Origin of the sequence: Paenibacillus aceris (assembly GCF_017874035.1) — a bacterium.
In the GTDB taxonomy this organism is placed as follows: Bacteria; Bacillota; Bacilli; order Paenibacillales; family NBRC-103111; genus Paenibacillus_E; species Paenibacillus_E aceris.
This window is the reverse complement of record NZ_JAGGKV010000008.1, coordinates 169,425-182,991: the sequence shown is the minus strand read 5'-3', so window position 1 is coordinate 182,991 and position 13,567 is coordinate 169,425. Positions and strand designations below refer to the sequence as shown.

Below are 13,567 nucleotides of genomic sequence, written 5' to 3'. Positions count from 1 at the left end.
GACTTTTAGTGGAGATCAAAGGGGTACTTGACAGCCGTGTGATATTATTAAAAAAGATCATTTTAATGGAATCAAAACGATGGAGGCATTTTATGTTTCAGCATAGCAATCAAAGATATGAAGGTGTAAACTTCGGTACACAAGATTTAAGGTACGGCGAGTTAATAAGTTGTACGTTTCATCGGTGTTCTTTTTCTAATGGATCACTCAACGAGATTACGTCCAGCAACTGCCGTTTTATTGAGTGTCATTTTCGTGGAGCTTTATTAAATGGCTCTATTCATAAAGAATCAGCTTTTGAGAATTGTATCTTTAATGGAGCAAATCTTTTTGTCTCGAAATTTATAGAGTGTAAAATGACGGGTTCGGATTTTACCGGTTCAAATATGGATGGAATCACTATTTATCAAGGAGATTGGTCATATACCAATTTGAGACATACTAAATTAGTTAAGCAGGATTTACGCAGGGTTAAATTTTATGAAGCTGATTTGTCAGGGGCTGACTTAGAAAAAGCAGATTTAAGAGACTGCGATCTGACGATGACGATTCTGACTAAAGCGAAGTTACAGGGTGCTGATGTAAGAGGGGCGAAAATGGAAGGAGTGAACTTCAAAACATTCGAAATTACAGGAATGAGGATGGATCGTGAGCAATCTGTATTATTCTCACTATCTCATGGAGCCAAGGTAAATTAGTAGGTGTTATACCTATTTAATGTCAGGTCATCACTACCGGATTCGTTAATATTTTTTAAAGGTATTCATAATTCGACTAGTTTCGCCGAAATTAAACATAGGATAATTCATCCATTACAAAAAAGGGAAAACAAGGCCCCCTTAAAATCTCGGAGGATAGACAGAATGAAACTTACGCTTTTCAAGAAACTGCTTTGTAGCTTTGTCATTGTTTTACTGCTTCTTACGACAATCAGTATTTCATCCCAAATGAGGATGAAGACAATGGGCGAAACCGCTAAACAAACGACGGATAAGGGACTTCCCTCTGTTATCTTGCTTGGCAATTTAAATTTCGATTTGAAAAGTCTTGACGATCAAATGCTGCGACTTCAATTCAACATGGAAGATAAGACGAAGCAAAACTTAAATGGAACCGGTATGTTGGAGGAAGAGAGTAACTCCACGCCTGCTGAGAAGGCCCAAACCTTGTTTAATGATATTCAAAAGCAAGTCAATCTTCTGGAAGGGACGATCCAGGACGAGAAAGATGCCCAAATGCTCGATGTGTTTAAAGAGCAGTGGACGCAATATGCCAACGTTTTCCCGGCATTGCTCGCAGCTGCACAGCAGCATGGACAAGAGGGCATGGCGCTCCTTCAGGTATCAGACAGCAATCTGGGAAGCTGTTCTTTATTGATTGAGATGTTTACCAAACGCATACAGGAAAATGCGGAAGGCTGGGCAGCCGAGGTGGAGCATTCATACCAAGTCGGGCTAATTTGGAATATTACGCTCAGTGTAATTGCCATCCTTTTGGGATTGATGATTTCCTTCCTCATCGCCCGTCACGTCTCCAAGCCGATCGTCTCTATGAGCGCTGCCGCCAAACGCATTTCTGAGGGTGATCTATCCGTAAACGCCACCACGATGAAGCGTCGGGATGAGATCGGAGATCTCCATGCATCCTTTGCACAGATGACGGAGCATATGAGAAGTATGATTGAAACTGTAAGTGGGCACGCGCAAAGCGTCACCTCCTCTGCGGAGCAGCTGCGCATAAGCTCCATTGATATGCAGGAAGTGTCACATCACATCACTCAGACTGTGAAGGAAGTGGCAACGGGTGCAGATCAACAAACGCTGACGATGGAAGAAACTTCACGTTCGATGGAGGAAGTCGGTGCAGGCATCTATCGTGTGGCCGAAAGCGCCTCCTCGATTGCCGAGTCTATCGAATGGACCAAACAGCAAGCAGAAACCGGTGGAACCTATGTGCAGAACACCGTTCAGCAGATGGAATCCATCCATGAATCCGTCAATCAAACGGATCAAGTAATGTCCTTATTGGAGAGCAAATCCCAGGAGATCGGACAATTTTTACAATCGATTCAGAATATTTCCCAGCAAACGAATCTTCTCGCCCTCAATGCCGCGATTGAAGCAGCGCGAGCTGGTGAGCAGGGGCGCGGCTTTGCTGTCGTAGCCAGCGAGGTTCGTAAGTTGGCCGAGCAGTCCAGCCATTTCTCGGCTGAAATCTCCAATTTGCTCGGTGAAATTCAATACACTATCCAAGACTCGGGCAATGCGTTGAGCCAAGTCAAAGAGGAAGTGCAAACAGGCATTGAGCTCGTAATGAAAACCGAGCAAAACTTCGGTGAGATTTTGCAGTCCACGAATCAAGTGGCATCGCAAATTCAGGAAATGGCGTCAACATCCGAACAAATGTCGGCAGGCGCCCAAGAGATTACGGCCTCTGTACAACAAGTGGCTTCCATCGCCAGAAAAACCGCCGACTCGTCTCAGGACGTCTCGCACTCAGCCGTCAATCAGCTCGAAACGACCGGTGAAGTCAAAGAAGCTGCACAGACGCTAACTGTCATGGCCGAGGAAATGCAGCAAATCTTAGCTCGTTTTCGTATCGCTTAATCTGCAATTAAACACTGTGAACATGAAGCACAACCGTTGTTAATTGAATAAATACCATACTCGAGCCTTAGCATCGAAGACCAGCTGTCCAGGCTGGATAGGCGTTGCCGCTTCACTTATGGCAAGCTTGGAAGCCATATAGGGGGCAGGTATAGCTGCTGTACTAGATTGCTCTTGGACTCGGAAGGGGACTGGGCTAAGGGTCACACCCAATGTATTTGCTATGGTCAAGGCTTTTTGTCGGCCATTTTGAATGGCTAGTGATAATGCTTGATTTACATAAGTTTCTGGATGTGCGGTTGTGAACCGGATGCTAGTGACTTCATTCGCACCATTCGAAACAGCAGTGTCAACAATGTTTCCAGTCTGTTCAACGTTGTCCGTTGTGATCTTCAGGAGATGGGTTACTTTATAGCCTCGAAAGATTTGTTTGCCGTCATGATAATCGTAGATGACTTCTATTCGATAATCATATGTTTGTATCTTCTCTCGGGGAATGCGTAGATCCAATAGAGATTGAATGATGTTGGAGACGGTTTTTGCATTTTCGGTTTGAATGACATGCAAGTTAGGACCATCCGTAATGACTCCTAACACAACCACAGCGCGGTCGGGAGCCGCGGTCACTGTGCCCTCCCCTAGGACTTCGATGCACTGTGAATAAAAAGGAGAAGCCGTCTTGTATAATGGATAACTGTACATGAAAGGACTCCTTTCTTAAGGCAGACATTACCAATGTATGAAGTACTCAGCAGTTAAATAACGAAGAATTGTTGAAGCTTTTTAGAAAAAGCAAGTTGAATTTAACAAAAAGAGCAGTTTGCCATCTTGGCAGCTGCTCTTTTTTCTCTATTAATCTACTAAAATTCCACTAGTTATCTCCTATAAATGTGGATACTTTCATGGTCGTTTGATCATAGAATATATTATTTATAACATTTTTTGGGAGGTAGCTTATGTCACATAAAGATAAGAATCGTCCAGAGCCCTCTGGACTTCCAGGACCTCCAGGACCGGCAGGACCAGCAGGACCTCAAGGCATGCAAGGCCCCCCTGGACCTCCGTTTACGCCAGGTTGTAACACACAATCAAGAGGGCCATGTTCTTTGGCCGAGGGTTCATCCACGATTTCGAATGGTTTTGCTTCGCATGCCGAGGGAGATCGAACTGTCGCTAATGGTTCAGCCTCACATACAGAAGGATTTAAAACTCAAACGACTGTTACTGCCATGAATGCGCATGCAGAAGGTGAAGGAAATACAGCAAGCGGAAGGGCTTCCCATGTTGAAGGTGGAGGTGTGGATTCCAAGGGCACTCCTTTTCCTAACCTGGCTAGCGGAAACTCTTCACATGCCGAAGGTCTCGGAACCACAGCTAGCGGCTTTGCCTCTCATGCGGAAGGGATTATTGCACTAGCAAGCGGAGATGCCTCCCATGCAGAAGGCGCGGAATCAACAGCAAGTGGATTTGCAGGTCATGCCGAAGGTCAAATTGGGAGAGCGATCGGTGACGCTTCCCATGCGGAAGGCTTCAATACAACAGCAAGTGGTCTGGCCTCGCATTCAGAAGGACGGTTGACTACAGCCAGTGGAAGGTCATCGCATGCCGAAGGTTTCAGTTCAACAGCTATCGGTATTGCTTCGCATGCGGAAGGTCAAGGTACAACAGCGAGGGGAGTTGCTTCCCATGCCGAAGGAGAAGGCACGGCTGCCGAGGGAGAAGCATCCCATGCCGAGGGCAGCTCCGCGATTGCAAGTGGAGTCGCTTCTCATGCCGAAGGAAATGGAACGCAAGCGAGTGGACCTGTCTCCCATGCGGAAGGCGCTGGTACTGTAGCAAGCGGGCTAAATTCCCATGCTGAGGGAGTTTTAACTATAGCCAGCGGAACTGCATCCCATGCCGAAGGTATTCAAACAAGTACCAATGGACATATTGGTGCCCATATAATAGGGACGACCGGAAAAGCGGACAGCGATTTTTCCTGGTTTTTAGCCAATGGCATCAATGATGATGGTACGGGAAACAATTTGGCTGCCAAAATCATCGGTTCCGGCCCCAATAATGGAAAAGGCTTTGCGGATGTCGGATGGTTCGGAGGCGGGGCGGATTATGCAGAGATGTTCGAAACTGTTGATGGGCTGCCTATTGATGTCGGCTACATCGTAACTTTAGATGGTAACGGCGATCAAATACGAAAAGCGAATTCGAGTGATGATTATTTGCTAGGCGTAACGAGTTCAAATCCATCATTTTTGGCAAATAGCGGTGAATTAAGATGGAAGAATAAGTTTTTGACCGATGAGTGGGGCAGATTGCTGCAGCACGAAATGGTTATTCCGGCTGTGACCGATCAAGAAGGAAGAGTTTTCATTCCCGAGCGTACGGAAACCCGTCCTATTTTAAATCCGAAATACGATCCTGAGCAAGTCTATACGGCAAGGTCGAAGAGACCTGAGTGGGTCGCAGTTGGTCTATTAGGACAAGTTCTTGTTCGGGACGATGGATCATGCCAAGCAAAGGGATATTGTAAACCCAATGAGGAAGGGATTGCTACTGCATCAAACACGGGATATCGGGTTATGAAGCGCATGGGCCCAAATCAAATTCTAGTGTTGGTTCAACCTCTGCGGTTAGGCTAAGTAGGAAGGGATTGAAACGAAATTGTCGAATGTTCCATTGAAGATTTCAATCCCTTAATTTGGTGGTGCATGTAGTGGACGACTCTGTTCTTGATTTCTATGATGACCTTGCAGAAAATTACCATCTTATTTTCGTTGATTGGAAACAGGCTATTTCATGGCAAGGAGAAGTTTTAAGTGAAATCATTCATTCAAAACTCGCGAGTTCGAGTAACGGAGTAATTTCACTTTTAGACTGCTCCTGCGGTATCGGCACTCAAGCTATAGGACTAGCTGGACATGGTTTTAAAGTAACCGGTACTGATTTAAGTCCAGTATCCGTGAAACGGGCCCAAAAAGAGGCTGAAACTCTTGGGGTTGATATTCATTTCGGGGTCGCTGATTTGCGTTCGTTAGAAAATGACGTTTCTGATATTTTTGATGTCGTTCTTTCGGCCGATAATGCAGTCCCGCACCTTCTAACGGACGAAGATTTATTTCTCGCTGCAAGCAATATGTATGCTAAAGTTAAGAAAGATGGCGTTCTCCTCATTACAATGAGAGATTATGATGAGCTGGTTAAAGAGAAGCATAGATCTACAGAGCCGCGCGTTTTCGATGAAGGAAAGCGTATCGTTTTTCAGATTTGGGATTGGGCGGAAGATTCGAAAACATATCTGATTAACCACTTTTTAATGCGAGAAATGGACGGGCAATGGATAACAAAGCATAACAAAACAAGATACAGAGCTTTATTAAGAGATGAATTCAGCTATATGCTGCGTACAGTTGGATTCTCGGACATTGAATGGTATATGCCATCTGAATCAGGTTATTATCAGCCTATTGTTATTGCGCGGAAAAGCTGAGTTTATATTAAATATTCGTTTAAACATACAAAGTAAGGCTACCGCTGGTATAGAAACGCGGTGGCCTTTTTTGTGTGAAATTTGAATTGACATGAGTCCATGTCGATGTTAGTATTTACCTATTGATATCTGATATATCAGATATCAAATATTCAATCACTTAGATCTTCATTTCGTACATATAAAGGAAGGTGGCATCATGTCGTTACGTTTAGATATAAGTGCTCAAGTGACTTCTATCCGAGAAAAAGTATATGAAACACTTAAAGAAGCCATTTTAAATGGAAGTTACGTGCAAGGAGAGCATTTGAAGGAGCGGGATATTGCGCTGAGCTTCGGGGTAAGCACTACGCCTGTGAAAGAAGCTTTGCGAAGGCTGGATCAAGAAGGCCTTGTCATTACAAAACCGCGAATCGGGACCTACGTATCAACCAACATTATGAACTCAATTGAAGAGATTACTTGGGCACGTTCGGCTATGGAAGGCGTGGTGGCAAGACTCGCAGCGATTAAAATTACGGATCAAGAGTGCAGTCAATTGCAAGAGCATATCAAGAAAATCGAAAAGGCGACAGAGGAACTTGATAGCGCACAATTATTCGTATTAAACGAGGCGTTTCATAAAATGATTCATGACATATCACGGAATGACTATATCGCTCAGCAAATTTCCGCCATCAAAGCGTTTGATCGCGTCTTCAGAAAACAGGCTTTATCCAATACAGAGGAGTTTCAGAGAGCCTTTAGGGAACATAATCTGATTTGCGAAATGATCGTAAATAGAGATCCTGATGGTGCTGAAGAAGCTATGCGGAGCCACATCCGCAGGACTGCTTCCTATGTGTCACAGCAAGTGAAGAATTAGCAGATATTGCAAAGGAGGGCGTGTTTCATGGTGTTTCAAGCAGGTGAAACGATCTTTAACTATATGGGCGGCAAGTGGATGCCGTCTGCGACCGGTAGGGTTGAAAGCAGTATCAATCCTGCTCGTTTGCAGGAAGTGGTTGGATATGTACAAACTTCTAGCATAGAAGATCTCAATCAGGCTGTTGAAGCGGCGTCTCTGGCAAAAAAAGCGTGGAGGAAGCTGTCTGCACCGGCGAGAGGCGAATACTTGTATCGTGTGGCAGACTTGCTTGAGCAGCGTTTGCTGGAAGTAGCCGAAACGATGACAAGGGAGATGGGGAAAACATTCGTAGAGGCTAAAGGGGAGACGGCCAGGGGAGTTGCCATCCTGCGTTATTACGCCGCCGAAGGCATGCGCAAAGTGGGAGACGTGATCCCGTCAACCGACAGCAGCGCTTTAATGTATACAACCCGGGTTCCACTAGGAGTCGTTGGCGTGATAACGCCATGGAATTTTCCAGTTGCCATACCGCTTTGGAAAATAGCTCCCGCATTGATATATGGTAACACTGTAGTATTCAAGCCGGCTAGCGAAACCGCAGTCACTGCTGCTCAAATCATGAGATGTTTCCACGAGGCATCTCTTCCCACTGGGGTCATCAATATGGTGACGGGCAAAGGAAGCGTAATCGGACAAGGGATCATCGATCATTCAAGTGTAAATGGTATCACGTTTACGGGGTCAAATGAGACTGGAAAAAGGGTGGCTTATGGCGCGATTCATCGTGGGGCCAAATATCAGCTAGAAATGGGTGGGAAAAATCCAATTATTGTTGCGGAAGATGCGGACCTGGATGACGCAGTCGAAGCTACAGTCAACGGCGGGTTGCGTTCTACTGGACAAAAATGCACAGCGACAAGCCGAGTTATTGTTGTAAGCGCTGTATACGAAGTATTTAAGGAAAAGCTGCTCCAGCGAGTTCGTCAAATCAAGGTTGGTGACGGTATGAACCCTGACATATGGATGGGACCGGCCGCTAACGAAAGCCAGTATCAAACAGTTCTTTCCTATATGAAGGCAGGGATAGAAGCAGGGGCATCGCTCATCTATGGGGATCAAACGACAGAGCGAAATGAAAACGGTTACTTTTTGAAGCCTGCCATCTTCGAAAATGTGAGCAATGAAATGAGCATTGTCAGGGAAGAAATTTTCGGTCCGGTGCTGGTCCTAATGAAAGCTCACTCTTTTGAAGAGGCGATAGAGATGGCTAATGATAGTGAATTCGGTCTAAGCGCTTCAGTTTTCACGAAGAACATTGGAAGCATGCTAGAGTTCGTCAATGAGATGGAAGCCGGTCTCGTCCGAATTAATTCCGAAAGCGCTGGAGTTGAGCTACAAGCCCCGTTTGGAGGTATGAAGCAGTCAAGCTCACATTCCCGGGAGCAGGGACAGGCTGCAATTGAATTTTTCACATCGATAAAAACAGTCTTTGTGAAACCATAACTAACCAGGAAGAGGCGGTTCGCATGTATGAGCAAGTGAAAGAAGCAATTCAAGGAATCAATGCCATCAACGTAACCCCTTTTGACGAAGAACTGAATATTGATTGGGGATCGTTACAAAAAAATATTTCTTTTTTGCTCGAAAAAGGCTTGAAAGCCATATATCCTTGTGGAAATACAGGCGAATTTTATGCGCTCTCGAAAGATGAAAGCATGGAAGTCACCCGATTTGTTACTGATTTCATCGCCAAACGGAGCGTAGTCATTGCTGGCGTCGGATACGATGTCAAGACTGCACGTGAACTAGCACAACATGCGGAATCCTGCGGAGCAGACGGCATTATGATTCATCAACCGGTTCATCCTTACCTGCTAACCGATGGTTTAATCGATTATTATAAGGAAATTGCTGTCTCTACAACTTTACCAATTGTCTTGTATATCCGTAGCGAGCATATTTCGCTCGAAGCGATTCAAGAAATCACCAAACTGCCGAATGTGATCGGTGTGAAATACGCATTTAACAACCTTCCTCATTTTACGAAAATTGTTCAAATTATCAAGGAAGACATTGTATGGATATGCGGTACAGCCGAAATGTGGGCTCCTTTCTACTATGCTGCAGGCGCTAAAGGCTTTACTTCCGGATTGGTCAATGTCGAGACGAGCCGCTCATTCCAAATGTTGGAGGCTCTAAAGGATGGCAATTATCCTGCTGCAATGTCCGTCTGGGAAGAGATTGCTCCATTCGAGGAACTCCGTGCGAAATATTTGAATGGGAATAACGTTAGTATCGTAAAAGAAGCCATGTCTCAGCTTGGATTAATCGCTCATAGTGCTGTCAGACCGCCGATCAGTAAGATCAATGAAAATGAAAAACATCAAGTTCATGAACTGCTTCAACGATGGGGATTTTAAAATAATTTCTAAAGGAGCTTTCTTATGGATATTCAAGCATTATTCGAACGTACGGCATTGCGAACGCTAGAGCTAAGCAATACTTTTCCAGAAGGTTCAGATATTCCAGGTGCCATTCGCTGGTATAGATGGGATTGGAGCATCGGCGTCGCATTTTATGGCGTAATGAAGGCTTATGAGCACTCGCATAATGAAAGTTATTTAATGCGTATGAAGGAATGGATCGATGCTAGGATTGAACAGAAAATCCCTAAAATTTGTATCAACACGAACGCACTCTTATTGACATTATTGAAAATAAACGAAAAGTATCCAGACAGCAGGTATGAATCCGTATTAAAGACTTTTGACCAATATTTAATGTCCGAGGGCCTTCGTACGCCATCCCAAGCACTTGAGCATACGGTTATTGACAATAATTGGGGCTTACAGGTGTGGGCGGATACAGTTTTTATGAGTTTACTATATATGACACATAGAGGTATTCAACTGAGCAATCAAAGTATGGTCGATGAAGCAATGTTTCAATTAGATCTCCATAATAAGCTCCTGTTTGACCCAAAGGAAAAGTTATTTTATCACGGCTGGGACGATAATAAGCGAAAACATATTGGCGTACACTGGGGACGAGGAAATGCTTGGATGACGGCTGGAATGGTCGAAATTCTGGAACTTACAGGTTCTGATTCGGCACTGTCCAAAGAAATTAGCGGCATTCTGCATCAACAGCTTGAGAAGCTGTCGGAACTTCAGCATCCATCAGGGCTATGGAGAACTGTCATGAATAGCGAGAATACATATCTTGAAACATCGGTTACCGCAGGCATCGCATATGGTGTGCTGAAAGGCGTGCGCCTAGGTATTGTCGATCCCAACTATTTGATAATGGGGGAAAACGCTTTGTCTGCTTTGCTTCATAAAGTGGATGAGGAAGGGAATGTGACAGGAGGTTCCTCTGGAACGCCAGTCAAGGCGAACGAAGAAGCGTACAATCAAATTCCATATGAAATTACCCCGTTTACACAGGGGTTGGCACTGCTGGCGATGAGTGAAGGATTGAAACTTAAATCGGGGAGAGATCATTCATGAAAATAACTGATTTGCAGCTTACGATAGTTGGAATTCCAAGACAAACCGGCTTCATCAGCAAACATGTGATTGTGGAAATTAAGACAGACGAAGAGATTACTGGTGTTGGCGAGATGTCCGACTTCTCACATCTCCCTCATTATTCATTGGATATTAGAGATTTGACTGCTGTTTTGAAATCAATTCTCGTTGGGAAAAACCCTTTTGATATATCTTTGATAAATAAAGAGCTGCTTAGCAGTTTTCCTGAAGCGATGTTTTATTATGAAAAAGGCAACTTTATTCGCAACGGTATCGATGCAGCTTTGCATGATCTTTGTGGAAAAGCGCTGAATATTTCGGTGGCTGAATTCATTGGAGGTCGCATTCAAGAGAAAATTAAGGTTTGTTATCCGATTTTCAGACATCGGTTTATGGAAGAAGTGGAGGAAAACCTTGAGATTGTACGCAGCCGCTTCCAACAAGGATTTGATGTATTTAGATTGTACGTGGGGAAAAATTTGGATGCTGACGAAGCTTTTCTGGACGGTGTGCAAAAAGAGTTCGGATCAAAAGTCAAAATTAAGTCGCTGGACTTTAGCCATTTGCTTGATTGGAAACAAGCAGCGAAAGCAGTTAAGAGACTCTCAGCCTATGATTTTGAAATGGTGGAAAGCCCAGCCGTGCAAAATGATTTTGAAGGGCTCTACCAATTCAGGGTGAAAATGGATCATCCCGTAAGCGAGCATGTTTGGAGTTTTCGGCAGCAGTACGAGATGATCAGACATGACTCTGTTGATATTTTCAACATCTCGCCTATTTTTATAGGGGGAATTACGAACGCAAAAAAGGCAGCCGCAGCGGCCGAAGTCGCAGGTAAAGCATGTTTGCTGGGGACCACGCAAGAGTTATCCATTGGGACGGCGGCTATGGCTCATTTGGGCAGCTCTTTAGTGAATCTTACTTATACCTCAGATCCAACCGGCCCTGAATTGTATACAGGTGATATCGTCAAAAACCCTGTAAAATATGAAAGCGGTTACCTCCTTGTTCCTAGCCGTGATAAACCCGGTTTAGGCATGGAGCTTGATTGGGAGCAGATTAATAAATACAAAGTCGATGATTTGAGTTGGGGGAATGTTTCCGTCCATCAGCTGCAAGACCGGACATCACAAACCAAGAAGTAAGCTGGGCGTATTGGAGGACATGTTAAGGGAGGGGAATGACTTGAAAACCGCCAAGGTACGGCTAACGACTCAGTTGTCCGCTAAAAAATTGGGGAGTAGAAATGCCTTTTTCGCCGAAATGATTCGAGATCGCTGGCTCTATATTATGGTTTTACCTGGTGTGTTGTACTTCATTATTTTTAAATATGTGCCGATGTACGGACTTGTGATGGCTTTCCAGGATTATAAGCCGAATCTGGGTTTTTTACAAAGTAGTTGGGTGGGTTTGAAGCATTTTCAAAGGTTTTTCGGCGATCCTAGCTTCTGGATCTTGTTCCGGAATACGGGACTGCTGGCGTTATACAATATTGTTTTCTTTTTCCCTTTGCCGATTATTTTGGCGCTGCTGTTAAATGAGGTGCGAAACGAAAAGTTTAAAGGGATTGTGCAAACATTGGTCTATATCCCGCACTTCTTTTCGTGGGTCATTGTAGTCGGTATCTTTTACCTTCTGATGACAACCGAAGGAGGCCTTATTAATGAGTTTCTCTTCTCGCTAATAGGGAAGAAGTTCGCTTTTCTTCAGGACCCTGAATGGTTTCGAACAATGATTGTCGTGCAATCGATATGGAAGGAACTCGGGTGGGGCTCTATAATATTCCTGGCGGCATTAGCAGGTGTTGACTTGCAGCTCTATGAAGCAGCCCGCATGGATGGAGCGGGTCGAGTTAGGCAGCTCTGGCATATCACGCTTCCAGCTATTCGCAGCACAATTGTCATTCTTCTCATTCTCCGTTTGGGAAGCTTTCTGGATAGCGGATTTGAGCACATTTTTCTGATGCTGAACGCTTCAAATCGAGAAGTCGGAGAAGTTTTTGACACATATGTGTATTTAAAAGGGATGACTCAGGCACAGTATAGCTTTAGTGCCGCTGTAGGCTTGTTTAAGTCAACGATAGGTTTAATTCTTGTGCTTGGATCCAACTGGCTGGCCAAACGGTTTGGTGAAGAAGGCGTTTATTGATCGAGGAGGTGGTTCAATGAATTATGACAAAAATATCGGGAATAAACTGATCGATATAATCAACTATCTGCTACTAGCTTGCATAGCTGTAATCACAGTGCTGCCTTTTATTTACATAGTCATCGTTTCCTTTACGGATCCTGTTGAGCTGGATCGGGGAGGGATTATCGTATTCCCTCATAAATTGTCACTTGCTGCGTACAACTACATTTTCTCAACCAATACGCTATTTAAAGGTTTGGGTGTTTCTGTTTATATTACGGTTGTTGGCACGCTCATTAATTTGTTTTTGACTTCGATGATGGCCTATCCGCTTGCAAAGAAGCATTTCCGTCCACGCAAAATTATTTTACTTGGCGTTGTGTTTACTATGATTTTCAGTGGTGGAATGATTCCTACTTATTTTGTCGTTAAAAACTTGGGCCTAACCGGTTCGCTATGGTCATTAATGATCCCGACAGCAGTGAATGCATTTAACTTGATTGTCCTGAAAAACTTCTTCCAAGCTATTCCCGACGGTTTGGAAGATTCGGCGAAGATCGACGGTTGCTCCGATATAGGCATTCTGTTTCGGATTGTCATCCCGCTCTCGCTGCCGGCCATGGCGACATTCGCCTTGTTCTATGCAGTAGGACACTGGAACACGTTCTTTAGTGCCATTCTTTATATCAACGATAATAAAATGTGGCCGCTTCAGGTTTGGCTGCGAGATATTGTCATCTCGGCGAATAGCCGTGTTGGAGATACAAGCGTGGATCAAACGACGATTAATCCGCTGACGATCAAGATGGCTGCCATTGTGTTTACAACTGTGCCCATTTTGCTTGTATATCCATTTTTGCAAAAGCATTTTGCCAAAGGTGTGCTGCTTGGTTCTGTGAAAGGCTAATAACGAATGTGTATGCCGGATGATTTGGGAAGCGCTAACATTGTTCGCTCTAATTTAACC

Annotated in this window: 12 protein-coding genes; 11 read left to right on the top strand and 1 reads right to left on the bottom strand. The window is 44.3% G+C overall.

Features of this window, described 5'->3' with window-relative positions; genetic code table 11:
* The first annotated feature begins 92 nt into the window (after positions 1-92).
* Positions 93-698, top strand: coding sequence for a pentapeptide repeat-containing protein (locus J2Z65_RS16910; protein WP_167059989.1), 606 nt, complete (start codon positions 93-95; stop codon positions 696-698).
* A gap of 165 nt (positions 699-863) precedes the next feature.
* The gene (locus J2Z65_RS16905; protein WP_209855953.1) at positions 864-2,606 is read left to right on the top strand and encodes a methyl-accepting chemotaxis protein; all 1,743 of its coding nucleotides are present in this window, start codon (positions 864-866) and stop codon (positions 2,604-2,606) included.
* A 39-nt stretch (positions 2,607-2,645) separates the two neighbouring features.
* Here J2Z65_RS16905 and J2Z65_RS16900 read toward each other — a convergent pair whose 3' ends face one another.
* Complete coding sequence (locus tag J2Z65_RS16900; RefSeq protein WP_167059983.1) at positions 2,646-3,308, bottom strand: SIMPL domain-containing protein; 663 nt, start codon at positions 3,306-3,308, stop codon at positions 2,646-2,648.
* A 254-nt stretch (positions 3,309-3,562) separates the two neighbouring features.
* Between J2Z65_RS16900 and J2Z65_RS16895 the strand changes: the two genes are divergently transcribed.
* From J2Z65_RS16895 to J2Z65_RS16855, 9 genes are all read left to right on the top strand, one after another.
* On the top strand, positions 3,563-5,245 hold the full coding sequence (locus tag J2Z65_RS16895; protein WP_240159767.1) for a peptidase G2 autoproteolytic cleavage domain-containing protein: 1,683 nt from the start codon (positions 3,563-3,565) through the stop codon (positions 5,243-5,245).
* Between the two features lie 74 nt (positions 5,246-5,319).
* Complete coding sequence (locus tag J2Z65_RS16890) at positions 5,320-6,093, top strand: methyltransferase domain-containing protein (protein WP_167059980.1); 774 nt, start codon at positions 5,320-5,322, stop codon at positions 6,091-6,093.
* Positions 6,094-6,292: 199 nt separating this feature from the next.
* Positions 6,293-6,958, top strand: a complete 666-nt coding sequence (locus J2Z65_RS16885; protein WP_167059977.1) for a GntR family transcriptional regulator — start codon at positions 6,293-6,295, stop codon at positions 6,956-6,958.
* Between the two features lie 27 nt (positions 6,959-6,985).
* Positions 6,986-8,443, top strand: coding sequence for an alpha-ketoglutaric semialdehyde dehydrogenase GucD (gene gucD, locus J2Z65_RS16880; RefSeq protein ID WP_167059974.1), 1,458 nt, complete (start codon positions 6,986-6,988; stop codon positions 8,441-8,443).
* Between the two features lie 23 nt (positions 8,444-8,466).
* A complete protein-coding gene (locus tag J2Z65_RS16875; RefSeq protein WP_167059971.1) occupies positions 8,467-9,360 on the top strand; it encodes a dihydrodipicolinate synthase family protein in 894 nt (297 codons plus the stop codon).
* Between the two features lie 24 nt (positions 9,361-9,384).
* Positions 9,385-10,449 carry a glycoside hydrolase family 88/105 protein gene (locus tag J2Z65_RS16870; protein WP_167059968.1) on the top strand — a complete coding sequence of 355 codons (1,065 nt, stop codon included), beginning with the start codon at positions 9,385-9,387 and terminating at the stop codon, positions 10,447-10,449.
* Positions 10,446-11,615, top strand: coding sequence for a mandelate racemase/muconate lactonizing enzyme family protein (locus tag J2Z65_RS16865; RefSeq protein WP_167059965.1), 1,170 nt, complete (start codon positions 10,446-10,448; stop codon positions 11,613-11,615). The genes J2Z65_RS16870 and J2Z65_RS16865 overlap by 4 nt, the downstream gene beginning before the upstream one ends.
* A gap of 73 nt (positions 11,616-11,688) precedes the next feature.
* Complete coding sequence (locus tag J2Z65_RS16860; protein ID WP_244999162.1) at positions 11,689-12,618, top strand: ABC transporter permease; 930 nt, start codon at positions 11,689-11,691, stop codon at positions 12,616-12,618.
* A gap of 16 nt (positions 12,619-12,634) precedes the next feature.
* Positions 12,635-13,507, top strand: coding sequence for a carbohydrate ABC transporter permease (locus J2Z65_RS16855; RefSeq protein WP_167059959.1), 873 nt, complete (start codon positions 12,635-12,637; stop codon positions 13,505-13,507).
* Positions 13,508-13,567 lie beyond the last annotated feature (60 nt).

Bases quoted from the DNA above. Each gene is read 5' to 3' on its own strand.
- gucD (WP_167059974.1), top strand. From the start codon at position 6,986: ATGGTGTTTCAAGCAGGTGAAACGATCTTTAACTATATGGGCGGCAAG.
- J2Z65_RS16855 (WP_167059959.1), top strand. From the start codon at position 12,635: ATGAATTATGACAAAAATATCGGGAATAAACTGATCGATATAATCAAC.
- J2Z65_RS16895 (WP_240159767.1), top strand. From the start codon at position 3,563: ATGTCACATAAAGATAAGAATCGTCCAGAGCCCTCTGGACTTCCAGGA.
- J2Z65_RS16875 (WP_167059971.1), top strand. From the start codon at position 8,467: ATGTATGAGCAAGTGAAAGAAGCAATTCAAGGAATCAATGCCATCAAC.
- J2Z65_RS16885 (WP_167059977.1), top strand. From the start codon at position 6,293: ATGTCGTTACGTTTAGATATAAGTGCTCAAGTGACTTCTATCCGAGAA.
- J2Z65_RS16900 (WP_167059983.1), bottom strand. From the start codon at position 3,308: ATGTACAGTTATCCATTATACAAGACGGCTTCTCCTTTTTATTCACAG.
- J2Z65_RS16910 (WP_167059989.1), top strand. From the start codon at position 93: ATGTTTCAGCATAGCAATCAAAGATATGAAGGTGTAAACTTCGGTACA.
- J2Z65_RS16870 (WP_167059968.1), top strand. From the start codon at position 9,385: ATGGATATTCAAGCATTATTCGAACGTACGGCATTGCGAACGCTAGAG.
- J2Z65_RS16865 (WP_167059965.1), top strand. From the start codon at position 10,446: ATGAAAATAACTGATTTGCAGCTTACGATAGTTGGAATTCCAAGACAA.
- J2Z65_RS16905 (WP_209855953.1), top strand. From the start codon at position 864: ATGAAACTTACGCTTTTCAAGAAACTGCTTTGTAGCTTTGTCATTGTT.